The sequence below is a fragment of the Sporosarcina contaminans genome, from assembly GCF_042679045.1.
GTDB classification, from domain to species: domain Bacteria; phylum Bacillota; class Bacilli; order Bacillales_A; family Planococcaceae; genus Sporosarcina; species Sporosarcina contaminans.
On sequence record NZ_JBHTLT010000123.1, the window covers coordinates 13,669 to 39,515 of the forward strand.

General features: G+C 40.2%; 26 protein-coding genes and 1 riboswitch. Of the genes, 24 read left to right on the forward strand and 2 right to left on the reverse strand.

Features of this window, described 5'->3' with window-relative positions; translation table 11 throughout:
* The first annotated feature begins 29 nt into the window (after positions 1–29).
* From deoB to ACFQ38_RS15180, 8 genes are all read left to right on the forward strand, one after another.
* Complete coding sequence (gene deoB / locus ACFQ38_RS15145; RefSeq protein WP_336825002.1) at positions 30–1,217, forward strand: phosphopentomutase; 1,188 nt, start codon at positions 30–32, stop codon at positions 1,215–1,217.
* 111 nt (positions 1,218–1,328) lie between these two features.
* Complete coding sequence (locus ACFQ38_RS15150) at positions 1,329–2,627, forward strand: pyrimidine-nucleoside phosphorylase (protein WP_336825020.1); 1,299 nt, start codon at positions 1,329–1,331, stop codon at positions 2,625–2,627.
* Between the two features lie 218 nt (positions 2,628–2,845).
* Positions 2,846–3,196 carry an STAS domain-containing protein gene (locus ACFQ38_RS15155; protein ID WP_336825003.1) on the forward strand — a complete coding sequence of 117 codons (351 nt, stop codon included), beginning with the start codon at positions 2,846–2,848 and terminating at the stop codon, positions 3,194–3,196.
* The gene (gene spoIIAB / locus ACFQ38_RS15160) at positions 3,186–3,632 is read left to right on the forward strand and encodes an anti-sigma F factor (RefSeq protein WP_336825004.1); all 447 of its coding nucleotides are present in this window, start codon (positions 3,186–3,188) and stop codon (positions 3,630–3,632) included. The genes ACFQ38_RS15155 and spoIIAB overlap by 11 nt, the downstream gene beginning before the upstream one ends.
* A 3-nt stretch (positions 3,633–3,635) precedes the next feature.
* The gene (locus ACFQ38_RS15165; RefSeq protein WP_336825005.1) at positions 3,636–4,421 is read left to right on the forward strand and encodes a SigF/SigG family RNA polymerase sporulation sigma factor; all 786 of its coding nucleotides are present in this window, start codon (positions 3,636–3,638) and stop codon (positions 4,419–4,421) included.
* 3 nt (positions 4,422–4,424) lie between these two features.
* Complete coding sequence (locus tag ACFQ38_RS15170) at positions 4,425–5,873, forward strand: spore germination protein (RefSeq protein WP_336825006.1); 1,449 nt, start codon at positions 4,425–4,427, stop codon at positions 5,871–5,873.
* A gap of 63 nt (positions 5,874–5,936) precedes the next feature.
* On the forward strand, positions 5,937–7,265 hold the full coding sequence (gene lysA / locus ACFQ38_RS15175; protein WP_381481962.1) for a diaminopimelate decarboxylase: 1,329 nt from the start codon (positions 5,937–5,939) through the stop codon (positions 7,263–7,265).
* A 254-nt stretch (positions 7,266–7,519) separates the two neighbouring features.
* Positions 7,520–7,885: a GNAT family N-acetyltransferase gene (locus ACFQ38_RS15180; protein ID WP_336825021.1), complete on the forward strand. Its 366-nt coding sequence runs from the start codon at positions 7,520–7,522 to the stop codon at positions 7,883–7,885.
* Here ACFQ38_RS15180 and ACFQ38_RS15185 read toward each other — a convergent pair.
* Positions 7,879–8,394, reverse strand: coding sequence for a DUF309 domain-containing protein (locus ACFQ38_RS15185; protein WP_336825008.1), 516 nt, complete (start codon positions 8,392–8,394; stop codon positions 7,879–7,881). The genes ACFQ38_RS15180 and ACFQ38_RS15185 overlap by 7 nt on opposite strands.
* A 48-nt stretch (positions 8,395–8,442) precedes the next feature.
* Between ACFQ38_RS15185 and ACFQ38_RS15190 the strand changes: the two genes are divergently transcribed.
* The 12 genes from ACFQ38_RS15190 (at position 8,443) to ACFQ38_RS15245 (ending at position 21,197) form a co-directional block, all read left to right on the forward strand.
* On the forward strand, positions 8,443–9,204 hold the full coding sequence (locus tag ACFQ38_RS15190) for a segregation/condensation protein A (protein WP_336825009.1): 762 nt from the start codon (positions 8,443–8,445) through the stop codon (positions 9,202–9,204).
* Positions 9,194–9,811 (forward strand): SMC-Scp complex subunit ScpB, encoded by a 618-nt coding sequence (gene scpB / locus ACFQ38_RS15195; protein ID WP_336825010.1) that lies wholly within the window; start codon positions 9,194–9,196, stop codon positions 9,809–9,811. The genes ACFQ38_RS15190 and scpB overlap by 11 nt, the downstream gene beginning before the upstream one ends.
* Positions 9,808–10,809, forward strand: a complete 1,002-nt coding sequence (locus ACFQ38_RS15200; RefSeq protein WP_336825011.1) for a D-alanyl-D-alanine carboxypeptidase family protein — start codon at positions 9,808–9,810, stop codon at positions 10,807–10,809. The genes scpB and ACFQ38_RS15200 overlap by 4 nt, the downstream gene beginning before the upstream one ends.
* A 99-nt stretch (positions 10,810–10,908) precedes the next feature.
* Positions 10,909–11,640, forward strand: a complete 732-nt coding sequence (locus ACFQ38_RS15205) for a pseudouridine synthase (protein WP_336825012.1) — start codon at positions 10,909–10,911, stop codon at positions 11,638–11,640.
* A gap of 107 nt (positions 11,641–11,747) precedes the next feature.
* Positions 11,748–12,278 (forward strand): thiol-disulfide oxidoreductase ResA, encoded by a 531-nt coding sequence (gene resA, locus ACFQ38_RS15210; protein WP_336825013.1) that lies wholly within the window; start codon positions 11,748–11,750, stop codon positions 12,276–12,278.
* Positions 12,279–12,292: 14 nt separating this feature from the next.
* Complete coding sequence (gene resB, locus ACFQ38_RS15215; protein WP_336825014.1) at positions 12,293–13,936, forward strand: cytochrome c biogenesis protein ResB; 1,644 nt, start codon at positions 12,293–12,295, stop codon at positions 13,934–13,936.
* Positions 13,937–13,938: 2 nt separating this feature from the next.
* On the forward strand, positions 13,939–15,123 hold the full coding sequence (gene ccsB / locus ACFQ38_RS15220; protein WP_336825015.1) for a c-type cytochrome biogenesis protein CcsB: 1,185 nt from the start codon (positions 13,939–13,941) through the stop codon (positions 15,121–15,123).
* A gap of 552 nt (positions 15,124–15,675) precedes the next feature.
* Entirely contained in the window at positions 15,676–16,395 is a 720-nt protein-coding gene (locus tag ACFQ38_RS15225) for a response regulator transcription factor (RefSeq protein ID WP_336825016.1), read from the forward strand.
* A complete protein-coding gene (locus ACFQ38_RS15230) occupies positions 16,392–18,194 on the forward strand; it encodes an ATP-binding protein (protein ID WP_336825017.1) in 1,803 nt (600 codons plus the stop codon). The genes ACFQ38_RS15225 and ACFQ38_RS15230 overlap by 4 nt, the downstream gene beginning before the upstream one ends.
* A gap of 92 nt (positions 18,195–18,286) precedes the next feature.
* Positions 18,287–18,814 (forward strand): RNA polymerase sigma factor SigX, encoded by a 528-nt coding sequence (locus ACFQ38_RS15235; RefSeq protein WP_336825018.1) that lies wholly within the window; start codon positions 18,287–18,289, stop codon positions 18,812–18,814.
* A complete protein-coding gene (locus tag ACFQ38_RS15240; protein ID WP_336825019.1) occupies positions 18,815–19,996 on the forward strand; it encodes a hypothetical protein in 1,182 nt (393 codons plus the stop codon).
* Between the two features lie 271 nt (positions 19,997–20,267).
* A riboswitch (FMN riboswitch) is annotated at positions 20,268–20,399 on the forward strand.
* Positions 20,400–20,615: 216 nt separating this feature from the next.
* A complete protein-coding gene (locus ACFQ38_RS15245) occupies positions 20,616–21,197 on the forward strand; it encodes an ECF transporter S component (RefSeq protein ID WP_336825184.1) in 582 nt (193 codons plus the stop codon).
* Between the two features lie 147 nt (positions 21,198–21,344).
* On the opposite strand, the gene ACFQ38_RS15250 is transcribed toward ACFQ38_RS15245, so the two are convergent.
* Positions 21,345–21,605, reverse strand: a complete 261-nt coding sequence (locus ACFQ38_RS15250; RefSeq protein ID WP_336825183.1) for a ferredoxin — start codon at positions 21,603–21,605, stop codon at positions 21,345–21,347.
* 112 nt (positions 21,606–21,717) lie between these two features.
* Between ACFQ38_RS15250 and ACFQ38_RS15255 the strand changes: the two genes are divergently transcribed.
* The 4 genes from ACFQ38_RS15255 (at position 21,718) to ACFQ38_RS15270 (ending at position 25,819) form a co-directional block, all read left to right on the forward strand.
* Complete coding sequence (locus ACFQ38_RS15255) at positions 21,718–22,758, forward strand: helix-turn-helix domain-containing protein (protein WP_381481969.1); 1,041 nt, start codon at positions 21,718–21,720, stop codon at positions 22,756–22,758.
* Positions 22,751–24,193, forward strand: coding sequence for a RecQ family ATP-dependent DNA helicase (locus tag ACFQ38_RS15260; protein ID WP_336825181.1), 1,443 nt, complete (start codon positions 22,751–22,753; stop codon positions 24,191–24,193). Before ACFQ38_RS15255 ends, ACFQ38_RS15260 begins: the two co-directional genes overlap by 8 nt.
* An 82-nt stretch (positions 24,194–24,275) precedes the next feature.
* Entirely contained in the window at positions 24,276–24,986 is a 711-nt protein-coding gene (locus tag ACFQ38_RS15265) for a LysM peptidoglycan-binding domain-containing protein (RefSeq protein WP_336825180.1), read from the forward strand.
* 65 nt (positions 24,987–25,051) lie between these two features.
* On the forward strand, positions 25,052–25,819 hold the full coding sequence (locus tag ACFQ38_RS15270; RefSeq protein ID WP_381481972.1) for a metallophosphoesterase: 768 nt from the start codon (positions 25,052–25,054) through the stop codon (positions 25,817–25,819).
* Positions 25,820–25,847: the final 28 nt, after the last annotated feature.

Below are 25,847 nucleotides of genomic sequence, written 5' to 3' on the forward strand. Positions count from 1 at the left end.
ATCGCCAAATCATATTGGAGGAGATAGATATGGAAAATAAGAAGTTCAACCGGATTCATCTAATCGTTTTAGACTCTGTCGGGATCGGGGAAGCACCGGACGCCGAACAGTTCGGAGACAGAGGGGCCAATACATTAGGCCATATTGCTGAAGAGATGAACGGTTTGAAAATGCCGAATATGGGGCGTTTAGGTTTATCGAATATTAAGGAACTAAAAGGCATACCGGTTGAACAGCAGCCAGCTGGATTTTACGGGAAGATGCAGGAAGCATCCGTAGGGAAAGATACGATGACTGGACATTGGGAAATAATGGGCCTTAACATTGATAAACCATTTAAAGTTTATCCGGATGGCTTTCCGAAAGAGTTAATCGATGAATTGGAAAAAAGGACGGGACGTAAAGTAATTGGCAATAAACCTGCAAGTGGCACTGAAATTATCCAAGAATTAGGTCAAGAACATATGGATACAGGCGCAATCATTGTTTATACATCTGCCGATCCAGTCTTGCAAATTGCTGCGCACGAAGGCATCATTCCGATTGAAGAGCAATATCGAATTTGTGAGATCGCACGTGAGATTACTTTGAAGCCAGAATTTTTAGTAGGTCGTGTCATTGCTCGTCCTTTTGTTGGCGAACCAGGAAATTTCATCCGCACAACAAACAGGCATGATTATGCATTGAAACCGTTTGGAAGAACGGTTATGAATGAAATGAAAGACGCAGGTTATGCTGTTATTGCAGTCGGTAAAATTTCCGACATTTTTAATGGAGAAGGCGTAACAGAAGCTGTAAGGACATCAAGCAATATGGATGGGGTCGATAAGTTGATCGATGTCATGAAAAGTGATTTTGAAGGAATGAGCTTTACAAATTTAGTCGATTTTGACGCTTTATATGGTCACCGTCGAGATCCAATTGGCTATGGCAATGCATTGCAAGATTTTGACGCGCGATTGCCTGAAATCATAGGTGCGCTTAAAAAAGATGATTTGCTAATTATAACGGCTGATCATGGCAACGATCCGGTTCATAGCGGAACAGATCATACTCGTGAATTTGTCCCGTTACTTGTTTATTCTCCTTCATTTACAAGTGGTGGAGCATTACCTCTTCGTGAAACGTTTTCCGATATTGGTGCAACAATCGCTGAAAACTTCAATGTGAGGATGCCCGAATTCGGAAAAAGCTTTTTATCTTTAATCAGCGAATAAAATCTTCTCTATGTAGCGGGTGTTACGGATTTTTAAGGAGTTCAGACCGCAATTATGCGAAGCGCAATGGATTCGAATTTTACGAAAAAGGTGTGATTTGTTTTGTTCAGAATGGTAGATATTATAGAGAAAAAAAGAGATGGAGAAATACTTTCAAAAGAGGAAATCTCTTTCTTCATTGAACAATATACGAATGGCTCAATTCCTGATTATCAAGTAAGCGCTTTGCTCATGGCGATTTACTTTGAAGGTATGACAGCGGAAGAACAAGGATTTTTGACGATGGCGATGGTTGAATCTGGAGATCAAATTGATTTATCTCCGATTGAAGGCATTAAAGTCGATAAACACTCAACTGGTGGCGTGGGCGACACGACTACGTTAATTTTAGCTCCATTAGTTGCTGCATGCGGTGTCCCTGTAGCTAAAATGAGCGGCAGAGGGTTGGGCCATACTGGCGGTACATTGGATAAACTTGAAGCGATTGAAGGGTTCCATATTGAACTGACGCAAGAGCAATTTGTACGTCAAGTGAATGATTTGAAATTGGCGGTCATCGGCCAAAGTGGTAACTTAACACCTGCTGATAAAAAATTGTATGCGCTTCGTGATGTCACTTCAACGGTTGATAGCATCCCGCTAATTGCAAGCTCGATTATGAGCAAGAAGATTGCCGCTGGTGCAGATGCGATCGTGCTAGACGTAAAAACAGGCGATGGTGCATTTATGAAATCAATAAAAGATGCAGAGGCACTTGCGAAATCGATGGTAGCAATCGGTCAAGAAGTTGGCAGAAATACGATGGCAGTCATTTCTGACATGAGCCAGCCGTTAGGTTTTGCGATTGGCAATGCGCTTGAAGTAAAAGAAGCGATTGAAACGTTGAAAGGAGAAGGGCCGGAAGATTTAACGGAACTTTGCCTTGTGTTAGGTAGCAAAATGATCGTTGCAGGAGGCAAGGCTGAAACGCTCGAAGAAGCTCGCGCTCAATTGCAGCAAGTCATTCAAGACGGTTCAGCGCTTCGTCTATTTGGTGAAATGGTCGAGGTTCAAGGAGGAAATCGTGAAATGATTGAAAATCCTTCTTTGCTTCCTGCAGCTAAATACCAAATAGAAGTTCAAGCTCAAGAAGATGGTTATATTACGCAAATGGAAGCAGATGAAATTGGGATTGCTGCTATGCTATTAGGTGCGGGAAGAGCGACAAAAGAAGATAAAATCGACTTGGCTGTAGGCATCATGCTGAAAAAGAAAATTGGAGATCGTGTAATGAAAGGTGAACCGTTGGCCGTCATTCACTCGAATACAGAAAACGTTGATAAATCCAAGGAGTTGATTATGAAGCATATTCATATCTCTCCAGAAAAAGTGGAAAAACCTTCTTTAATCCATGAAATGATTACAGAATAAGTTTCATTCATAATTAACCGATCCAGACATCTTTCGGATGTTGGATCGGTTTTTTATTTATACCAAAGAGGTGTAAACAATCCTTAAAATGGATAGGCTTTTAAGGTGGAAATCATTGTCGAAAAAAAGGGTTGTTTTGAAATGTTTGACTACTTATGTCGCGAGGAAGGAGTTTGCTTTCTGTATGTTGAATAGTCCGCTAAGAGGAGGGATTCAGCATGGCTGATATTAAACAAATCGATGGCATTATAGTAATTACTTTGGCGGGGGAGTTGGATAATCATGAAGCCAATAGAATAAGGACGATGATATCTTCGTCTATTTTTAGCGGTCAAGTAAATGCAGTTATATGGGACTTAGGAAGATTAGGATTTATGGATAGTGCAGGTGTTGGACTCATTTTAGGAAGGATGAGGGATTTGGCTCCATACAATGGTGAGACGATCATTTTAAACCCGTCACCGACAATGGAGAAAATCTTTCAATTTTCCGGCTTGGATTCTAATATTAGGCACGGTTCGGTTGAATCTGCAATAGGTGAAATTGGAGGGGTACTTCATGAAAAATGAAATGACATTATCATTCGTAGCAATCGAAGAGAATGAGGCGCTGGCAAGAATGGCGATGACATGCTTCATCACACCTTTGGATCCTACATTGGAGGAGATTTCCGAATTTAAGACGATCGTTTCAGAAGCAGTAACAAACGCTATTATTCATGGTTATGACTGTGATGGAGTCAGCATGGTGAAAATTCATGCTGTAATTGACGATCATAAAATCTCTATGACGGTCCAAGATGAAGGCAACGGAATTTTTGATGTAGAACAAGCAATGGAGCCAATGTTTACCACAAAGCCTTTAATGGAACGTTCTGGCATGGGCTTTACGATTATGGAAAGCTTTTCAGATCATCTATCAGTAGAATCATCGATTGGAAATGGAACTATTGTGCGATTCGAGAAGACGTTTTCCCCAGTCTCGGAAGTCAGCAGAATGAGGTGACCGATGGATACATCCGTTGAAAAGCAAGATATTCTATTGTCACAGGAGAAAATGAGGGTGCTCATTCAACAATCTCAAGAAGGCGATAAGGATGCCAGGCGGATGATGGTTGAAGGGAATACAAGGCTCGTCTGGTCAATCGTGCAGAGATTTGCCTCAAGAGGAGCTGATTTGGAAGATCTATTCCAAATAGGGTGCATCGGTCTTATGAAATCCATTGACAAATTTGATTTGTCATACGATGTGAAGTTTTCCACATATGCTGTGCCGATGATTGTAGGTGAGATTCAACGGTTTTTACGAGATGACGGCATGGTAAAAGTGAGTCGTTCAATACGAGAGCTTAGTTTTAAAATTCGACATGTAACGGATGATTATATTAAGAATCAAGGAAGATCTCCTTCCGTATCTGAAATTGCGGATGCGCTAAATGTGACTGTTGATGAAATTATTTTAGCATCGGATGCCTTAAGGGACCCGGCTTCTCTCCATGAACAGCTTTACGAAAATGAAGGGGATAGTTTAACACTAATGGATCAGCTTAAGGATGATCGGTCAGAAAGATTTTTCGACCATATCCCGTTGCGAGATGTAGTTTCGAAATTGAATAAACGTGATCAAACGATTATTTACATGAGGTATTATCTTGATTACACGCAAAGTGACATAGCAGAAAGAATTGGGATATCACAAGTGCAAGTTTCGCGATTGGAGAAAAAGATCTTAGCTCAATTAAAGGCTTGGATGAGTGCGCAGCCAGAGGAAAGTGACAAAGTGAGGATGGATTAATAAATGTCAAACCTTTTTACATCTACGAAAGATGCAGAAAATTGGTTCCGCGATCAGTTTGGCGTTAATGAAACTTTCGATGCAACAGCAAAAAGTGTGCATCTTTGGGGTATGCCGGTTCTTATTTTCTATATTAATGGATTGATTGACGGTGCAGTGCTGACTACGTTGTTAACAGAAATGCAAGAGAAGTTTGATGAAGAGGAAGAAAATCGTCAAGACCCCGATTGGTTTTTAACGTACTTTCCTTATTATGCTTTAGATGAAGCGGAGAATAGGGAAAGTATATTGACAAATGTTTTAAGTGGTTTGGTCGCTTTCATATTACCCGATGGACATGCTTTCATTGCAGATTTAAGAAATTATCCCGGAAGGCAGCCGGAAGAACCCGATACAGAAAAAGTCATCCGCGGTTCACGAGATGGCTTTACGGAAAATATTATAACGAATACCGCATTAGTTAGAAGAAGGTTGAAAACAGAAAAACTGCGGTTTGAAATGCACCATACGTCTGTAAACGGTAAAACGGATGTTGCAATAACGTTCATGAAAGGTGCTGCCAGTGAGGAGCATTTATCCTACATCCGTGAACGATTAGACGAAATTAAGCATGACGGTTTAACAATGACAGATAAGTCACTTGAAGAATTTCTATTTAAACAAAGATTTCATCCAATGCCATTCGTACGCTTTACGGAACGGCCGGACATTTGTGCAGCGCATTTATTGGAAGGCCATATTGCTTTAATTGTTGATACATCACCATCCGTAATTTTAGTGCCTACGACAATATTTCACCATCTACAACATGCAGAAGAATACCGGCAAGCACCATTTATAGGCACGTTCGTTCGATGGCTGCGCCTTACAGGTTTTTTACTAAGTTTATTTCTTCTGCCATTTTGGTACCTATTGGCGACACGTCAGCAATATTTGCCCGTGTCTCTAAGCTATATCGGACCGAATGATCCTGGAGAAGTGCCTTTATTTGTGCAATTGTTTATTGCAGATGTCGGAATCGAAGTATTGAGGATGGCCGCGATTCATACTCCGACTCCAATGTCGACCGCGATGGGATTGGTAGCCGCAATAGTCATTGGCCAAGTCGCAATCGATGTCGGACTGTTTACAGCGGAAGTCATTTTATATGTCGCAGTAAGTGCAATTTTTACATTTGCAATTCCATCATTTGAATTAAGCATAACAACAAAGATTTTTAGGCTGTTTATCTTAATTATGACGGGGATATTCGGTGCGCATGGATTTTTCCTTGCTACCGTCTTATTGTTCTATTATTTGTATTCATTGAAGCCGATGGGCGTGCCCTATTTATGGCCAGTTTTGCCATTTTTCCCACAGGCAATGCAGCGTGTGCTGATTAGGTATCCAATGACGATTGATGCTCCGAGGCCTTTCATAACAGATGCCCCAAAACGGAACCGATTGTCGTAGGAGATTGATTCCTTCCACTGTATTATGATAAAGTCTTATCTATACGACATGGAGGAATTCACTATGTACTTATACGGAACCCAAACGGTAAATGAAAAAGGCCATTTAACAATCGGCGGTGTAGATACAGTTGATTTGGCACATATTTATGGCACACCTTTATTAGTTTATGATATTGCGCTTTTCAAAGAAAGAGCTGCAGCATTTCAAGAAACTTTCAAAAAAGCCGGCATTCAAGCACAAGTTGCCTATGCTAGTAAAGCGTTCTCTTCCATTGCAATTTATGAAGTTGCGGCACAACTGGGCCTCTCGCTTGATGTTGTTTCAGGCGGGGAGCTCCATACTGCCGTTGCTGCAAACTTCCCGCGGGAAAAGATCCATTTTCATGGAAACAATAAAAGCTATACAGAATTACAATATGCGTTTGACGAAAAAATTGGCTGCATTGTCCTTGATAACTTCCACGAGATAGAGATGATCAAGGAAATTTCTGAAGCACGGAAAGAGAAAATGAATGTTTTGCTGCGAGTTACTCCGGGCGTACATGCGTCTACACATGACTACATTACGACTGGACAGGAAGATTCAAAGTTTGGATTTGATTTGAAAAATGGGCAAACGGATGATGCGTTTTTAAAATTGCATAATCATCCATACATCCAACTATTGGGAATGCATTGCCATATTGGATCTCAAATCTTTGAAACAGAGGCGTTTCGTTTAGCAGCAGAAGCGTTGATGACAAAAATGGTAGAGTGGCGGCAGAAGTTCAAATTTACTTGTTCAGTTCTAAATTTAGGCGGTGGATTCGGCATTCGCTATACAGCAGAAGACGAGCCGTTGCATCCGTCCAAATACGTTGAAGAGATGGAATCGACTGTCCTATCAATGGCACGGACATATAACTATCCTTTGCCCGAGATTTGGATTGAACCCGGAAGATCGCTTGTCGGGGATGCAGGCACAACAATTTATACAATTGGTAGCACGAAAGAAGTGCCGAACATTAGGACGTATGTCTCTGTGGACGGTGGAATGTCCGATAATATTAGACCTGCGCTATATGGGGCAAAATACTCTGCTGCTAGCGCAAACAGGATGTTGGATCCCCATTCGGACAAAGTAACAATTGCAGGAAAATGTTGTGAATCAGGAGATAAGTTGATTGAAGAAGCGTTTATAGCACAGCCTGTAGAAGGGGATTTGCTTGCCATTTTCTGTACAGGGGCATACACGTATTCAATGGCCAGTAACTATAACCGTTTGCCGAAACCGGCAATTGTCTTTTGTGAAGATGGGCAACACCAATTAGTTGTCCGTCGGGAGACCTATGAAGATATAATAAGGCTGGATATCCCGTTGCAAAAGATAGGACGTGAACAATCGAAATGAGAAGACGCAATATTACCCTTTTTGTCCTAATCATCATAGCTGCAATCATTTGGGGAGCTGTTTATTGGTACTTTATTGCCCCACATGTAGGGCCAAATAAATGAACTTTCCCGCTCATTGAAAAAGAAAAGCTTATGATGTACGATGTACTAAATAAATATGTCTCTCACATTGAGGGATGTATCGTTCTTTAACATTGCACCGTCTTTGTGAGAAACGTATTGAGGGATTTTTGAAAAGAAGGGATTCTATTGATGCTTTTACGTTATAAGAAGGCATACGAAAAAATCGCCATGGGCTTATTATCATATATGCCTGGTGAGAAGTCAGTAAAAAAATTGCAAGAAACGATCACGCAATACGAAACCGAAGAGAATTATCAGTTATTTCTTCTTAAACAAGACGAGGATTTTATTGGCATAGTGGGGATCAAGTTAGAAGAAGACGCTTATGTTGTTATGCATCTCTCTGTTAATCCATCCTTTAGGGGGGAAGGTATTGGCAGTGAAATGATCGCGAAGCTATCTGAGCTATATCCTCACTTGGAATGTAAAAGTACAAGGGATACGGAGTCTTTCATGAAAAAATGCCGTGAAAAAGAAGAGGGAGCAGATCAATAATTTGATCTGCCCCTTTTCTTTTCTTCTCTTAATTGAAGAATATCTGACCTGTCCCTAAGCATATGCTTATGAATGACAGCATCGCTCCCGATGGGTAACAGTTCCATAGTAGCAGTTAGTGAATCGACAAGTTTTTGCAATTGCTCTGAGGAAATGTAAAGTTTAACGGGAAAAAAAGAGTCATTGTTTTTCACCGCTAGTATAGCAGCTTTCGTATCATCATATAAACGTTGGAAGTCTATTTTTTCTTTGTATATTTCATTATCATGAAATAAAAGAAAACGGCTTTGAGCTTTCACAAGCGTACGGGTTGCACCATTCATATTGCCTCTGCGCCAATGATAGAGTCCCGTTGATAGAAGAATAAACGCGGTTAACGGATGGTTTTTATTAAAATGATCAAACGTTTTCCAGTAGTCTTCCAACACTTCATGACATTCGAAGTAGTCTTGATTCCTATTGAAATAAACAATAAACTTTAAGAATAACGGATGGTAATAAGGATGCATCGAATCACTCCTATCACTATTTGGTTTTATACATAATGGGGGAAGAATATGACATACCAAGTTAAATTAGAGGCATTTGAAGGGCCTCTCGATCTTTTGCTACATTTAATCAATCGACTTGAGATTGATATTTATGATATTCCGATGGCGGAATTGACATATCAATATATGGAACATTTGCACGCTATGCGCGTTTTAGAATTGGACGAGCTAAGCGAGTACTTGCTTTTGGCGGCGACATTATTGGAAATAAAAAGTAAAATGCTCCTTCCTGTTCATGAAGGGGAAGCTTTAGAAGACGGCATGGATTACGAAATGGAAGAGGATCCCCGTGATGAACTTGTCGCCAGGCTTATGGAATACAAAAAATACAAAGAAGCCGCTGAAAATCTTAAGGAATCTGCCGAAGACCGTTCATTTCATTTTACTAAATTGCCGGAGGACTTGTCTGCTTTCGGAGAGCCTCATAACATAGATCAAGATGAAAAAATGAATGTCTTTGACTTAATTGCTGCCTTTCAGAAAATGTTGGAGCGTAAAAAGCTGCGTGCACCGCTTACGGCAAGTGTCCTGAGATCCGAATTGTCTGTAAGTGAAAAAATGGAAAATATATTAACGAGATTGGAACAACGAGGTGGCACCTGTGATTTTGAATCACTATTTGAGACGGGAGATCTATCCGATCTCGTCATCACATTTCTGTCCCTCTTGGAGCTAATGAAACGTCTTGACGTCATTGTACAGCAAGAAGACAATTTTTCAAAATTAACGGTGACGCTCGGAATGAGGGGGAATTTAGATGTCGAATGAGCATCGATTAATCGGGATGATTGAAAGTTTTTTATTCATAGCTGGGGATGAAGGACTTACAGCAAATCATCTATCCGTGTTAACTGATACTGATGAGGAACAAATAGAAGAACTGTTAAAAAAAATGCTGGAATCATATGACAATCGTATGGAATCAGGAATTACGCTTAAACTATATGGTGGAGCTTATCGATTAGTAACAAAAGCAGAGTATGCGGATGACATTTTGCGATTGCTTGAAAATCCTGCACCGAAGTCAATGACGCAAGCCTCTTTAGAAGTGTTGGCAATCATCGCCTATAAACAGCCGGTCACTAGAGTTGAGATCGATGACTTACGCGGTGTCAAATCTGATGGTCCAATTCAAACTTTAGTAGCAAAAGGGCTGATTATGGAGAAAGGGCGGTTGGAAGGCAGTGGCAGGCCGATTTTGTATGGTACGACGGATTTGTTTTTGGATCGTTTCGGCTTGAAGTCCATAGACGACTTACCTCCACTTGCGGATAATGATGAAAGTATTGATTTTGAAAGTGGAGATACGGATTTGTTTATGACAAAATTCCAAGAAGCATTTGAAATGAACGACGAAGGAGGAAACGATGCTTGAAACGTGCAGTGGCTATAGTCCTTTTTCTATCAATCCTGTTTGCCGCTTCCCCGAAGGAAGCTGCAGGCGGACATGCTTGGGCAGTGCTTGATGGCGACACAGGAAGGCTTTTGGACGGATACAATGAAAATGTAAGATTGCCGATTGCCAGTTTGACGAAGATGTGGACAGCATTCACGTTTATTGAAAGCGGGGCGCCAAAAGGAGAGGTAATTATTTCGCCTGAGGCTGCTTCTGCGGAAGGTTCTTCAATTTATTTAGAACAAGGTTCTACAGTCGAAAGCGATACATTATTGTATGGGTTGATGCTTAGATCAGGGAATGATGCAGCATATGCATTAGCGGAGTATGCAGGAGGGTCTGTCGATGGTTTTGTCGATTTAATGAACGAGAAAGCGAATTTATACGGATTGGACAATACAACATTTACAAATCCATCGGGTCTTCACGATGATGAGCATCTTTCCACAGCGTATGAAACTGGTTTGATGTTATATTATGCAATGCAAAATGAACAATTTAAAAAAATTGCATCGACAGAGAATTTTGTCCAAAGAAATGAGGACGGCATTAGAAGCTATAAAAATAAGCATCGTCTTATTCATACAAACAAGTACGCGGTAGCGGGCAAGACAGGTTTTACAAAAATAGCCGGCAGGACGTTAGCCACTTTTTTTGAGAAAGATGGAAAAAAACTAATTATCGTCACATTAAATGACGGCAATGATTGGAACACACATACGGAGTTGGCCGATCAAAAATTTAAGGAATACAAACTGCAAACCGTAGCAAAAAAAGGTCGTTACACAATTTTGCCAGGAATTGAAGGAGTATTAAAGAAGCCTTTAAAGCTTTTATTAACAGATGAAGAACGTGAAAGAGTTTCTCATGTCGTTTATGTTCCACGAGGGAAGGATAAAGAAAGCATAGGAACCTGGATTGTTTCATTGGACCATGAGCCACTACTATCTGCAGAAATTATCATTCATCAGCAATAATGAAAAAAGAAATGGGAAGACTGCCTATTCTAGGTCGGTCTTCTTTTCATTTGAGCTGAAATATGACATAATTTTTTGAGGTGGAAAGAAGGTGACGTATTGGAAAGATTACAAAAAGTATTAGCGCAAGCAGGTGTCGCTTCACGAAGAAAAGCAGAGAAAATGATTATTGAAGGAAAAGTAAAAGTGAACGGCGTTGTCGTAACAGAATTAGGAACGAAAGTTTCCAAGACTGACCGAGTTGAAGTGGAAGGAGTCGAACTTGTCAAAGAACAGTTTGTCTACTATTTACTATACAAACCGAGAGGGTACATATCGACTGTCAGTGATGAGAAAGGCAGAAAAACGGTGTTAGATTTGCTTCCGATGGTCGATGAACGCATATTTCCTGTAGGGCGTCTTGATTATGATACATCTGGATTGATCATTTTAACAAATGATGGTGACTTTTCATATTTGATGACGCATCCGAAGTTTGGTATTTCAAAGAAATACATTGCGAAAGTAAAAGGGATTCCAAGCCGGGAAAATTTACGGAAGTTAGAAAAAGGAATTCGTTTAGAGGATGGCATGACTGCACCGGCACGTGTAAAAATGCAATCAGTCGATAAAAAAGGTGGTACTGCGATCGTTGAAATTACAATTCACGAAGGAAGAAATCGTCAAGTTCGTAGAATGTTCGATGCAATTGGCTGTCCAGTTGAAAAGTTGAAGCGAGAGTCATTTGCCAACTTGACGACGAGAGGGTTGAATGCGGGAGAGTCCCGCGAACTGACAACACATGAAGTAAAGCAATTGCGAGTGCTAGCCGAAACAGGCAAGATAGGATAAACATCGCGATCATAATGTTCACAAACCTATCACGACTTGATCATTTTTACAAAACCTGTTCTGTTATAATTGAATTTGAATTTATTTATCGTTAGGAGGCTAAACGAGTGTCCAACGCGAAAAAAAAGCAGAAGCGCTTGATTTTTAGAGGCATTGTCTTACTTTTACTTGCATCAGCAATTCTTTTTTCCATATTTTCGAAAGACAAAGTAAAAGTATTGGCTGTAGGGGACAAGGCGCCTGATTTTGAATTGGTAGATCTGGAAGGCAATAAACATCGCTTATCAGATTATCAAGGGGAAGGCGTGTTTTTAAACTTTTGGGGAACTTGGTGTCCGCCATGTAAACGGGAAATGCCTTATATTGAAGAGCAATACCAGCAATTTAAGGATAAAGGCGTTAAAGTGCTATCCGTTAATATTGGTGAATCGAATCTGAAAGTGGATACTTTTCGTGAACAGTACGGTATGACTTTTCCGATTGTTATTGATAAGACGAAAGACGTAAGAGATACGTTTAATATCGTCCCGCTTCCTACAACATTTCTAATTGATAAAGATGGGAAAATAACGAAGATCATTACGACCGAGATGACAGAGGAAGAGATTAAGTCGTATATGGAAAGTATTCAACCATAAGGAGTTTGTTCACAATGAGTAAAATTAAATGCCAATGCGGACATGACAATCCGTTCGGAACGGTCCTCTGTGAACGATGCGGACGACCGTTAACCGAAGAAGCAAAACAAAGTGAAGTTGTAGACATGCGCTATGAAGGGTCAGCGCGAAGATCCCAAACGTACAAACGATCGCTAATTGATAAAGTTTGGAACTTCTTTTCAAGTGTAAAAGTTGGGGTCGGCATTATCGTCGCTGTATTAGTTGCATCTGCCATCGGTACATTATTTCCGCAGAAACTCTACGTGCCAGCTCAATCGGAGGCGGAAGTAGCGGCTTATTATGAACGGCTTTATGGCATTTTCGGCAAACTTTATTATCAGTTTGGCTTTCATGATATGTATAACAGCTGGTGGTTTAAAGTACTCGTCGGCATGTTAGGCACGTCGATCATTATTGCAAGTGTCGACCGTGTTATTCCGCTATATAAATCATTGAAAAAGCAAAAGACGAAGCGGCATTCTTCATTTATGAAAAGACAGAGAATTTATGGAGAAGGAACGTCTGACAATCCAGACGAGGCATTGCGCAAAGCTGAGGAAAAGCTAAAGCAGCTAAAATACAATGTGAAAGTGGAAGATGGAGCGATCTTAGCGGAAAAGAACCGTTTTTCACGCTGGGGTCCGTATGTTAACCATACAGGCTTAATCATATTTCTATTCGGTATTTTGTTAAGAGGCATTCCAGGGTTCTATGTAGATGAAACGATGTGGATCCGCGAAGGTGAATTGCGCAATATTCCAGGTGCACCGGATTATTATTTGGAAAGCAAAGAATTCATAATGGAAAACTATACGAAAGAAGAAGCGGATGAAGTATTTGGCGACGCTTTGGATAAAGTTTCAATCGTTAAAAATTACCAGACGAATGTCGTTTTATACAAAGCGAAAGAGGGAGGACTCCCCGGTTCAGAAGATCTTGAAGTTGTGAAAGAGTATCCTATAATCGTCAACAAACCACTTAAATTTGATGGATACAATGTTTTCCAAATGGATTACCGCTTAGATGAACTGAAATCCATGAAAATGCAACTGATTGAAAAGGAAACCGGAAAATCCTTCGGTGAGTTTACAATTGACCTGGATGATCCGAAAGGCATTTACGAGTTAAACGATGGTGCACGGGTTGAGTTAATTGGTTATTATGCGGATTATGCAGGGGTGGAAGATGGAGAACCTGTTTCAAAATCTCCAATTCCAAACAATCCTGCGTTCATTTTCAAAATGTCTACTCCGGAGAAACCTGAGGGCGAGAAAAGCTTTGTTGCGATCCGACAAACACTTGAAACAGAGAACAATGATTATGCAGTGAAATTTGTCAGTGCCGATACACGCGATATTTCTGGTTTGACGATCCGGAAAGATAAAACCTTATATATCCTTCTATTAGGTGGATTGATCTTCATGATCGGTGTTGTCCAAGGATCGTATTGGAATCATAGAAGGATTTGGGTCCAAAAAGGCAAAAATAATGAAATGCTATTGGCTGCCCATACGAATAAAAACTATTTTTCCTTGAAGAAAGAAATTGATACGGTCAAAGAATATGCAAATCTACCTTCATACACAGATCGGTTAGACAAAGAGTCTGAAACTGAAGTAGAGAAAGGAGAAAAATAATAATGGGATTAGCATCCTTAAGCGCCAACCTACTATTAGTGTCTTTCATAGCATATATGGTCGCTACAGTATGTTTTGGCGGCGCAGTTAAAGGAGCGAAATCCGAAGCATCCTATAGAAACAATAGATGGGGTAAAATAGGTATAACCATTACAATTATAGGTTTTATCACTCATTTAGGTTATTTTATAACAAGATGGATGGCTTCTGGACATGCACCTGTCAGTAATATGTTCGAATTTACAACTGCCTTTGGCATGATGTTAGTCGGTGCTTTCATATTACTGTTCTTCTTATATAAAACACCTTCATTAGGACTTTTCGCGTTGCCGATCGCTATCATTATTATCGCTTACGCAACGATGTTCCCAAGAGAGGTGACGCCACTTATTCCGGCACTTAAGAGTAAATGGTTGACGATACACGTCATTACCGCTGCACTTGGTGAATCCATATTGGCAATAAGCGCAGTGGCGGGCCTAATTTACTTGCTGAAAAATGTGGATTTGACAAAAGGGTCCAAGCAACGTTTCTGGCTGGAAAGCATAATGTTCGTTCTTATTATCGTAGTAGGTTTCGTATTATCTTCGACTACGTTTAAAGTTGCGGGTTACGAGGCGCACTTTACGTACATTGATAAAAATGATCGACCAGCTAAGATTGAATACAACTATCCGCCGCTATTCGGAATGCATCAATATGAAGCCCAGACACCGGGTACGATGGAGCCATGGGCTGAAATGCCGGCAGTAGTCAATGCTAAGACGCTAACAACTTTCGTTTGGTCCGTCATGACGGGTATTGTACTTTATATACTTTTGCGGTTGATAATTCGAAAGCCAATTGCGGCTCTGTTCCAGCCGTTTGCGAGAAAGGCGAATTCACAGCTGATGGACGAAATCGGCTATCGTTCAGTGCTGATCGGCTTCCCAGTCTTTACATTAGGAGCACTCATATTCGCAATGATTTGGGCGCATGAAGCGTGGTCTAGATTTTGGGGATGGGATCCTAAAGAAGTTTGGGCGCTTATTACGTGGCTATTCTATGCAGCATTCCTTCACTTGCGACTGTCGCGCGGTTGGGAAGGCGAAAAATCAGCTTGGCTTGCAGTCATAGGATTTGTCATCATTATGTTCAACCTAATCGCCGTCAACCTAATCATAGCCGGCCTACACTCATATGCTTAACCAAAAGCGTAGGGCGGCGTTCAGCCTCGACAGGCGCTGGAGAGCCTAAGCATAAGGTTCTTTTTGCCTTATGGAAAGGAAGGCAGTCTAAAAACGTCGCGTCCTGCGACAACGACTGCATGACCTGCACCGTGCAGGCCCAAACGACCCGAGAGGCTGGCGTTCGTAGCTGGATGATACCAAAAGCGGAGAACGCCGTTTAGCCTCGACAGGCGTTGGAGGTCTTGAACATAAGGCGCTTTTTGCCTTAGACTCTGTTCTGAAGTGACCCGAAGGGCTGCCCCTCGGAGTCTGGATGATACCAAAAGCGAAGAGGGGCGTCCTGTGACAACGTCGGCACTAATACATCCTGTATGTCGGAGGTCTTGAACATAAGGCGCTTGTTGCCTTATAAGAAAAACTTGCCGCCGGAGTCTAAATTCCTGAACATTGAGCGCCGAGTTATTGAATTCCTAAGGACTGTGCAGCTCTTCAAAGGCTGTACAGTCTTTCTTTTTTTTCTTGCAACTTGTACAATAAAGTTAGGAATCTTTATGAAAGGGGTTTTCATTTGTGGAAGAGACTGTAAAATTATTAGTTGTGGATGACGAAGATCGTATCCGTCGTCTTTTAAATATGTACTTATCGCGCGAAGGCTTTGAAATTGAAGAGGCGGTTGATGGTGCAGAAGCTTTGGAGAAAGCACTAACCAATCAATATGACTGTATTTTGCTTGACTTGATGATGCCTGAAAAAGATGGTATGGAAGTGTTGCAAGAACTTCGTGAACAAAAACAGATGACCCCCGTTATTTTGTTGACAGCGAAAGGAGAAGAATCGGACCGGGTAGCCGGCTTTGAAACAGGTGCGGATGATTACATCGTAAAACCATTCAGCCCGAGGGAAGTCGTATTGCGCGTAAAAGCGATTTTAAGAAGATCTGTAACTTTCTCTAATTCTACCGCTTCTACAACTTCTAAAGATCTTGTCGTATTTCCACAACTGACAATCGACCATGATGCTCACCGCGTCACTGCAGAAGGGAAAGAAGTAAACTTGACCCCTAAGGAATACGAGCTACTCTATTTCTTAGCTAAGTCACCAGACAAAGTGTTTGATCGGGAGCAATTATTAAAGGAAGTATGGCATTATGAGTTTTTTGGAGATTTGCGAACAGTTGATACGCATGTAAAACGGCTACGTGAAAAGCTAAGCCGTGTTTCTGAACGTGCGGCTAAAATGATTGTTACGGTTTGGGGCGTCGGATATAAGTTCGAGGTGCCGAATGAATGAATAGAATATGGAATTCTATCGTCGGGAAGCTATGGGCAACCATATTGCTTCTCGTTTCCTTTGTGTTGTTCATCGTAACCGTTCTTTTGCTGGAATTTTTGGATAATTTTCACACGAAACAAGCGGAAGACACCTTGCGACGAGAAGCGACGACGATCGGAAAAATCATTATTGATCATGAAGATGCAAATGCGATGCGGTTAATTATTCGGGATATTTTAGATAACGAAACAAATGCATTATTAGTTGATTCGAATGGACAAATTTTAGACTCATTTCATAAAGGATTGAACGAAGATAAAATTGAGAGAAAAATTATGTCAGAGGAAAAGTTTTTTTCTTCAGTTACGCTCAATGAAAAGTCTGTAAAAGAGATGGTGTTGCCATCCATTAACGATGAGCATGTTATGGAGCAATATTTAGTGCTGTCCTATCCATTTTTAGAGGAAGATGGAGTTTATCATTCAATTATTATGTACCAAAGCTTAGATGCAGTGCATAGGACAACGAAACGGACAACGCATATTGTCTTTCTTTCAGCGTTTATTGCATTCGTATTAACAACCTTTTTCGCATTCTTCCTTTCTACGAAAATTACCTCTCCCTTAAGGGGGATGAAGCAAGCTGCATTTGAATTGTCGAAAGGAAATTTTGATACGAGGCTACGAGCGAATCAAAATGATGAAATCGGTCAATTGGCAACAGCCTTCAATCAAATGGGCAGGCAGCTGAAATACCAAATGGAACTAATTAAACAGGAAAAAGAGCAATTATCAAGTATTTTGACATCCATGACCGATTCGGTAATTACTTTTAATCGTGACTATACAATATTGTTAAGCAATCCTCAGGCAGATCGTTTGCTACAAAATTGGCAAAATGGAGGAGAGCAGGACAAACCTTTACCTCCGGAAGTATTTCATATGTTAGAGCATGTCATTTCTTTCGCTGAAGAAGTCGAAGATGAACTTGAGTTAGGCGGCCAGTTTTATGCTATCTCCATTAGCCCGCTTTATAGCGAGAATAGTATTAGGGGAGCAGTGGCAGTACTGCGGGATATGACGGATCAACATAAATTGGACAAACTCCGTTCCGATTTCATCGCCAACGTCTCTCATGAATTGCGGACGCCGATTTCCATGCTTCAAGGATATAGTGAGGCAATTATCGATGATGTCATGGCTAGTGATGAAGAGCGTAATGAGATGGTACAGATCATCCATGATGAATCTAAGCGGATGGGCCGGCTTGTCACGGATCTCCTTGACTTAGCAAGAATGGAATCAGGGCATATGCGCTTGTACAAAAATAGTTTTGAAATGATTCCTTTCATGAATAAAGTCATAACGAAATTCATGCAAATTTCAAGGGATGCGAATGTAAAGCTTTCTCTTCAATATGATGAAAATAATAAACATCTTATTATTAATGCGGATGCTGATCGTTTGGAACAGGTTTTCACCAATTTAATCGACAATGCAATCCGACACACTCCCGATGGAGGGAAAGTGACCGTCTATGTCGAAAAAAGAATGGACAATATAGAAATATTAGTTGCTGATACAGGAACGGGCATTCCCGAAGCGGACTTGCCATATATATTTGAACGCTTCTATAAAGCAGATAAAGCACGTACGAGAGGAAAAGGGGGAACTGGCTTAGGCTTGGCAATTGCAAAAAAAATTATTGATTCACATGGAGGGCAAATTTCTGCGGAATTAGGAGAAAAAGTAGGAACGGTATTCAGATGCGTGCTCCCTGTAGATCATCCTTCTGAACAATTACAAGAGGAGCAATAAGTTTTTATGTAACAATATGGAATAAAATCATTATAGCTGAGATGAAACTTATCATCTCGATTTACGACTAATGTATTGAACGGGGGGATTAAGTGGATGACTCCGTTTTCCACCGGCTGTATGAAGCATACCACCAGGATGTATTCAATTTTCTTACCTATTTAACAGGGGATCGATTATTATCGGAAGATTTGATGCATGAGGTGTATATTAGAGTTTTGAAGGCCTATGCCGGGTTTGAGGGGAAAAGTTCCGAGAAGACGTGGCTGTTTTCAATTGCTAAAAATGTGGCGATTGATCATTTCAGAAAAAAATCTGTAAGGCAAAAACACTTATATGACAAGTTTGATTGGGAAAAGAGTGAGCTCGTTTCTCCTGATGTCCAACCTGATGAAATTGCTGAAATGAATGATGATATGAAGCAAATGCTGCAAGTATTGAATACATGTACGGGAGACCAGAAGATGGTTATTGTTTTACGATACTTTCAAGAGCTATCCATTGCAGAAACCGCAGAAACTTTGAGCTGGTCGGAAGGTAAGGTAAAAACGACACAGCATCGAGCAATTAAAGCATTGCAAAAGAAGTTGAAAGCTCTTTCGGCAGAAGGGGGAAGTTGAATGGATGACAATCATTGGAATGACGACAAAATTGAACAATTACTTCATTCAATGCCGAAAGTAAAGGATGACCGTCCAGCTTCGGAAATATTGGAACGGCTGAAAACGGATAGCCGATTGAAGGAGTCGAAACGCCGCAAGAAACATAATTGGATCCCAGCGATTGTAACGATTGCAGCGTTGATAATGGTCAGTTTAATTGTTCCATCTATGCTCAAAAATAGCACGGATACAGCAGTTGAATCTTATCCTGAATCGAAGATGAGTCAAAAAGACTCAAGAGCATTAGAAAATTCCACAGAGGAAAGCGAATCGGAAGCGGATAATGCCGCTTTTGACGAACCGAACATTAGCACATTCTCTACTGCCGATATGGCAATATCACATATTGTTTTGGAAGATGAGATGGAAGGGATGAAAATGTTGCCGTTAGGCCTTGTTCATGAAGCGAATGTTATACCTGTCTCCATTCTTATACCAACCCAAAATGTAAAAGGAGAGCCGGACCTTGTAGCTCTTTACAATCAATTCGCTCCTAAGATTGATGAAGAGGCATACGGATTTGATGATTATCATCCGTATAAAGGAACTATAAGTGAAGCTGACGGCACAATTATCCACGAAGTGCCAGAAGATCACCAATACGACATGTCTCCGGCTGCAGTAGGAGTTTATGAAAATTCGGCGAAAGCGACTTTTGGTAATTATAATGAATGGAAAGTTGTTGATGAGAAAAACAGCCCAGTGGTGTTCGAGTATGTAGGACAGTTCGAACAGTTTGCTTTGAAAAGGCATTCTCCTTATTTTAAATATATAATGCCAACAGGACAGGAATATTTAGTGCCGCATGAAAATGGTGATGAGAGCTCGGTTAGCGCCGCTTTACTATCCATGAAAAAGGCTGAGAATGAAATTGTAGAGGAAATCGTTCCAGAGACGGTTCACTATACCGTTGAGGAGTCGAAAGGGATTGTGACAATCCAATTTACTGAACCGCTCGACTTATCAACGTTGGCACCAAATGAGGCATTGAATATGATTGAGGGTTTTATGCTAACTGCAAGTAGTTTTGACATGAGCGTTCAACTGCAAAATGTTGTTCAAGATCAGTTTGACAAATACGATTTAACGAAGGCATTGCCGATGCCGGTTGGAGTAAATCCTATTCTGTACACTGAATAATGAATGGTCAAATCATCATGATTTGGCCATTTATACGTTATAGAAAGCTATAACTTGATGTTCTAACTATGGCGAAAACCGATAAAAATCTATTGCTTACCATGAGAAGTATTGGCATATGTTAGCTGCTTACTATGAAAAGGATCGAGTATGAAATAGTATAGCAATAAATGTGCACGGTGTAACCTTTAAATAAACGATTTATGCATGACAAACAGACTACTTTACATCTGAACTTTTATTGTATACAATGAAAAGGTAATAGAATATGATTCATCTTCGGGGCAGGGTGTAATTCCCGACCGGCGGAAATGGAAGTTTGTCTTCTTAGCCCGCGAGCTTAACAGCTGATTCTGGTGAGATTCCGGAGCCGACAGTATAGTCTGGATGGGAGAAGGTGAAGGTGCAGCCGTCTTTTTTGTGTTGTTCGCAAAAAGGGTGCTTATTTAAGTATGGGGCAAAGTGGAGTAAAAGAACCTCTTTGATAACCCTTATTTAAAGTTGCCTTTGAAAACTCTCCCTGAAGCAATTGCTTTAGGGATTTTTTAATGAACAATTTTCAGAAACACGGCGAACCTTTCCTCTTTTTGAAGTGAATCGAAAAAGGAGAGAGGAAGAAATGGGTAATAAAAAATTACGCAAAATGATTCTCGTCGCTATTTTAGGAAGTATTTCAACCGTTTTAATGCAATTGAATTTTCCGCTTCCTATTTTACCGGCATTCCTAAAAATTGATTTTAGTGAAATACCGGCTGTGTTGGCGATTATGACGATGGGCCCAGTAGCTGGAATTGCGGTCGAGTTGTTGAAAAATGTTTTGCATTGGTTCTTATCGGGCAGTCCGACAGGTGTGCCGGTAGGCGAGATTGCAAACTTTGTAACCGGCATCTTGTTCATCATGCCAATTTATTGGATCTTTAAAAAGGTGAGATCCATGAAAGGTTTAACAGCAGGTCTTATAGCAGGCACATTTACAATGGCAATTGGTATGAGTTTATTGAATTACCTAGTATTCCTGCCTATGTATTCTTATTTTTTGAATATGCCTTCTTACACTGGAGAAGCATTATTCAATATGATTGTGTTAGGGATTTTACCTTTCAATATTATAAAAGGGATCATGCTATTGATTATTTCATTGCTGCTGTATAAGAATATGGAAAGATGGATTCATAACCAACAGCAAAAGCTAACAGCATAATATAGAACAATTAAAATATTGGCGAGCGGATAGACGAACCGTTCGCCAATTTTTATTTGAGAAGAAATAGTCCACTCAAAAAGAAGTTTCAAATGTCGATTGATTCGACGTTCGAAACTTCTTTCTGAATGGTGCGAATGAAATACATTAGTCTTCGTATTTTAACGGATCACCGTCGAAAGGCTCGTCCGCAACTTTGATGGAGTCAGTTGGGCAGCCATCGAATGCGTCTTCCATGTCTTCCAACAGTTCTTCTGGAACTTCGGTTGTACCCGTGTTATCATCTAAAATAACGAAGGCGATCCCCTCATCGTCATAATCATAGATATCTGGCGCAGCTGCCCCGCAAGCTCCGCAGGCGATACATGTATCTTGGTCAACAATTGTATATTTTTTGCATGTAGACATTGATGCTCTCTCCTCTTCTATCCGCACTATCGATTTCGTTCCATTTCCATTCTAAAGCTGTTTAGGATAAGTTTCAACAATAAAACTTTGACAAATGGGGGAAAACAATATTATGAAACTATCTTCAATCCTATTGCAGATTATAGGGAAGATGCATGGCGAGCGTTCTAAAAACGCAGCATTATACATATTGCGTGGCAAAAAATCCGGCCAGACACTCTCAGATGTTAAGTATTTTAATTTGAAACCGTACTTTTCTATTTTGCCGAAAGTAGAGGTCGAAGAGTATGAGGAGGCTATTCATTTACTTCAGAAAGAACATTTGATAGAAATAAAAGACCAGCTAGTTTTTATTACAGAAATAGGTTTTGAACAGCTGCAACAGCTCCCATCAACTCATTTTAAAGGTTGGAGTTATCGAGGCAAGGAACTACTCTTTTTCAGAAGGCTTTCCCTTGTCGTGCAAACCGTTTCAAATATAAAAAATGGCAACCGATCTTTTTTGCCGATTGAATCAGATCGTACTATACAAATTTTCGTTAAACGTTTTTTTATGAATCGACCATTGGCTGATCCGGAGTTTGCAAGGCAAATTGGAAAAGAGTTAATAAAAGCTATTGTTCAGTCCGGGATGTCTGAAGAACAGAAGCTTATTTTTGCATACAGGCTTACAGGGTATAAAAATGCGGCAATGACGTATGATCAGCTTTCTATTGAATTGAAACGTTCCCCTTCCTCCATACGTCTATTATTTTTGGAAAGCCTTCATAGATTGCTGCCAATTGTTGAGCATAAAAAAGAATTTCCGATTATGAGTTCAATCGCAGCTGATATTCGCATAGTTGAAGATTTGACCGAATCAGCAACAGCAACGAAAAAACTTTATTTACAAGGGCTAACTATGGAGGAAATTGCAGCAAAGCGTAATTTGAAATTAAGTACGATAGAAGATCATTTTGTTGAAATGGCAATCCATGATGAAAGATTCCCGATTCACTCTTTTGTAACGGAAAGGGATGTTCAGGCAGTAAGGTTAAAGATGAAAGAACTGCAAACGAAACGATTAAGGGTGCTAAAGGATGAATTTCAAGCATTATCCTATTTCCAATTACGGCTCATTTTGTCGATAAATACAGGAGGACAAGATGATTGAACTATATGAAACGTTAAAAAAACGATTTGGTTACGAAAAATTCAGACCCGGTCAAAAAGAAGTGATCCAGCATATTTTAAGCGGGAAAGATACAATCGCCATTTTACCTACGGGTATGGGAAAGTCGTTATGCTATCAACTTCCTGGTTATTTACTGGAAGGTTCGGTCGTTATCGTTTCCCCGCTCGTTTCATTAATGGAAGATCAAGCAGCGCAAATGCGAAAGAATGGAGAGAAAAGTGTAATTGCCCTCAATTCCTTTCTTTCATTTCAAGAGCGCAAAATCGCTTTGCAAAACTTAGGGCAATATAAATTCATATTTGTCTCTCCAGAAATGCTTTTGCAAGAACGTGTTGCAAATAAGCTACGTTCGATGAAGCTATCAATTATTGTAGTAGATGAAGCCCATTGTGTTTCGCAGTGGGGCTTTGATTTCCGTCCGGATTATTTAAGGATTGGAAAGTTGATTGATTTTGATGGACGCCCGCCTATTTTGTCTTTGACGGCAACTGCTCAGAGTCAAGTTATCGAAGAAATTTCAGATTACTTACATATGGATAATCCAGTAGTAGAGCGACATTCACTTGATCGGCAAAATATATCGTATTGTATTATCCAACTAAATACATATGATGAAAAATATGATTGGATTAAAGAACGAGTAACAGCTACAACTGGTCCAGGGATCATTTATGCTTCATCGCGAAAGAGGGCAGATGAGCTGTCTACTGAATTGCAAAGTATTGGAGTTGCTGTCCAGGCATATCACGCAGGAAAAGAAAATGAAGATCGTGCGATTATTCAAGAGCAATTTATTAACGGTGAAATTGAATGGATTTGCGCGACGAATGCTTTCGGAATGGGAATTCATAAAGGAGATATTCGGCAAGTGATTCATGAGCATATGCCTTCCAATATGAATGCATATGTCCAGGAAGTCGGAAGGGCAGGGAGAGATGGTAAGCCTGCTGCAGCGACGTTGCTTTATGTGCCACGTGATGAAGATATGACTCGATTCATCGTTCAAAATGATTTACCAGCAGAAGAACAGATAATGCATTATGCATATTTATTATCAGAAGGCGTTAACGATGATGAAGCGGCTGATCGAGCGAGTTTAGGAGAGACAGCTAAAAGGGTACTTGATTTTTATATGGAGCAGTTTTCAATCGACAAAGTTCTTCACATTGTTGACCGTCTAGCTAAACAAAAAGATAGTGAAGTGCACGAAATGGTTCAACTGATTACAGGTCAAAGGTGTATTCGTGAAAGTTTAATGTCGTATTTTGATGAAAAATTGGATAGCAAACGCGAATATTGTTGCTCTGTTTGTGGCTTGCCCAATGCTGTATGGCTCTCATCCAATCAACGATTAGTAGAACGACATAGTAAAAGAGCTCGTAGTTGGGATGAAAGAATTTTATCTCTCCTGTAATAGAGGTCCGTTGTCCGTTTACTTTTGTTACAAGATTCGTCATAATATAAGGAAGAGCGACATGGAATAGGAGAATATGCCGATGAAAAACAATGATTACAAAATTGAATTTGAGGAACATCGCAAAGAAATCGATGTACTTGAGCGTATGAATGGAGGCAAGTTGCCTTCCCGAGCGGAACGTCATAGTAAAGGACGGAAAAAGGCTTCAAGTCATACAGTGATCAATGTCATTTTAGGTGTTTTCACATTCATTCCTATCATGATTTTCGTTTATGTCATTTATAATTTTTATTTCGGAACAGATAGCAGCTCTGCAAGTGTAGGAGATTCAAATGTCCGATTAGAGATCGACACAAACACTCCTAATTACCAAGACCCGACTGACAAAGCAGTTGGAGTGGCAGATGATGATAACAAAGAAGATGACAAAGAGGATAAAAAGAATGTGACTGGGAACAATAATAGCGGTCAAGGGACTGTTCAGGAAAAAAATAACAATGATAGCAAGTCGACGCAAGTAGACCAAAAAACAGAGCCTAAAAAGATTGATCAAAAAGCGGAAAAAGAACCATCGAAAGAATCAATAAAAGAACCCGTGAAAAAACAAGAAGAAAAGAAGCCGGACCCTCCGAAAAACACAGGAAAAACCCATATTGTTCGTCAAAATGAAACATTATATCGAATTTCAGTTAATTACTATGGTTCGGATAAAGGGATCGATAAAATCAAACAAGCGAATGGACTCACATCGAATGAAATAAGAGTCGGTCAAAAATTGATTATCCCATAAAACTATTGAAATGGATTGAAGAGGCAAAGCCAAGATCTTTGCCTTTTTCTTATGGCAGGTGCAAAATGAAAAAGATTTTTAATTTAGTTAAGTGGTTAACAGGCGCTAATCTAGCATTTCTCTTATATATGTTTTTGTTTGCAAAAGGGAGAAACGTTCGTTTGCACCAATTGAATATGACTCAAAAAGAAAACCGTACTTTAACAATATTTTTCATTTCGGACATTCATCGACGAAAAATTAATAAAACGTTGTTGAGACGAGTACGGCGGCATGGTGAGATTGACCTGGTTGTAATTGGGGGTGATCTCGCTGAAAAAGGGGTACCTCTCAATCGGATTCAAAAGAACGTTTCAAAACTGTCCAGTTTAGGACCGGCATGTTTCATATGGGGGAACAACGATCGAGAAGTCGGTGAAACTCATTTAAGGGAAATATTATCCTCATCTAACGTAAAGATTCTTGATAATGAAGGGGTTGCAATTGACGGCCATTCAGATTGGTGCATTTGTGGAACTGATGATCCATCAAGTAAAAATGTCGATGTCGAAGCATCCATCCAGCTTTCAAAGCAATTTCCTTATACAATCGTAGCAACTCATACACCATCTTTAGTAAGAAAAGTTGAAGAATATGTAAAACCTCAACTAATGCTTTCTGGACATACACATGGAGGACAAATTCGGTTCGGCAAATTTGGCCTTCATGAAGTAGGGCGTTTTTGCGACTTAGGAGGAAGAGCGAATTTAATAAGCAATGGCTATGGCACTTCCTTACTGCCTTTGCGTTTCGGTGCTGCGCCAGAATGCCACGTCATTAAAATTCATTATTAAACATATTGTATGGATGATATGAAGGAGT

Bases quoted from the DNA above. Each gene is read 5' to 3' on its own strand.
- deoB (WP_336825002.1), top strand. From the start codon at position 30: ATGGAAAATAAGAAGTTCAACCGGATTCATCTAATCGTTTTAGACTCT.
- ACFQ38_RS15150 (WP_336825020.1), top strand. From the start codon at position 1,329: ATGGTAGATATTATAGAGAAAAAAAGAGATGGAGAAATACTTTCAAAA.
- ACFQ38_RS15155 (WP_336825003.1), top strand. From the start codon at position 2,846: ATGGCTGATATTAAACAAATCGATGGCATTATAGTAATTACTTTGGCG.
- spoIIAB (WP_336825004.1), top strand. From the start codon at position 3,186: ATGAAAAATGAAATGACATTATCATTCGTAGCAATCGAAGAGAATGAG.
- ACFQ38_RS15165 (WP_336825005.1), top strand. From the start codon at position 3,636: ATGGATACATCCGTTGAAAAGCAAGATATTCTATTGTCACAGGAGAAA.
- ACFQ38_RS15170 (WP_336825006.1), top strand. From the start codon at position 4,425: ATGTCAAACCTTTTTACATCTACGAAAGATGCAGAAAATTGGTTCCGC.
- lysA (WP_381481962.1), top strand. From the start codon at position 5,937: ATGTACTTATACGGAACCCAAACGGTAAATGAAAAAGGCCATTTAACA.
- ACFQ38_RS15180 (WP_336825021.1), top strand. From the start codon at position 7,520: ATGCTTTTACGTTATAAGAAGGCATACGAAAAAATCGCCATGGGCTTA.
- ACFQ38_RS15185 (WP_336825008.1), bottom strand. From the start codon at position 8,394: ATGCATCCTTATTACCATCCGTTATTCTTAAAGTTTATTGTTTATTTC.
- ACFQ38_RS15190 (WP_336825009.1), top strand. From the start codon at position 8,443: ATGACATACCAAGTTAAATTAGAGGCATTTGAAGGGCCTCTCGATCTT.
- scpB (WP_336825010.1), top strand. From the start codon at position 9,194: ATGTCGAATGAGCATCGATTAATCGGGATGATTGAAAGTTTTTTATTC.
- resB (WP_336825014.1), top strand. From the start codon at position 12,293: ATGAGTAAAATTAAATGCCAATGCGGACATGACAATCCGTTCGGAACG.
- ccsB (WP_336825015.1), top strand. From the start codon at position 13,939: ATGGGATTAGCATCCTTAAGCGCCAACCTACTATTAGTGTCTTTCATA.
- ACFQ38_RS15230 (WP_336825017.1), top strand. From the start codon at position 16,392: ATGAATAGAATATGGAATTCTATCGTCGGGAAGCTATGGGCAACCATA.
- ACFQ38_RS15240 (WP_336825019.1), top strand. From the start codon at position 18,815: ATGGATGACAATCATTGGAATGACGACAAAATTGAACAATTACTTCAT.
- ACFQ38_RS15245 (WP_336825184.1), top strand. From the start codon at position 20,616: ATGGGTAATAAAAAATTACGCAAAATGATTCTCGTCGCTATTTTAGGA.
- ACFQ38_RS15250 (WP_336825183.1), bottom strand. From the start codon at position 21,605: ATGTCTACATGCAAAAAATATACAATTGTTGACCAAGATACATGTATC.
- ACFQ38_RS15255 (WP_381481969.1), top strand. From the start codon at position 21,718: ATGAAACTATCTTCAATCCTATTGCAGATTATAGGGAAGATGCATGGC.
- ACFQ38_RS15260 (WP_336825181.1), top strand. From the start codon at position 22,751: ATGATTGAACTATATGAAACGTTAAAAAAACGATTTGGTTACGAAAAA.
- ACFQ38_RS15265 (WP_336825180.1), top strand. From the start codon at position 24,276: ATGAAAAACAATGATTACAAAATTGAATTTGAGGAACATCGCAAAGAA.
- ACFQ38_RS15270 (WP_381481972.1), top strand. From the start codon at position 25,052: ATGAAAAAGATTTTTAATTTAGTTAAGTGGTTAACAGGCGCTAATCTA.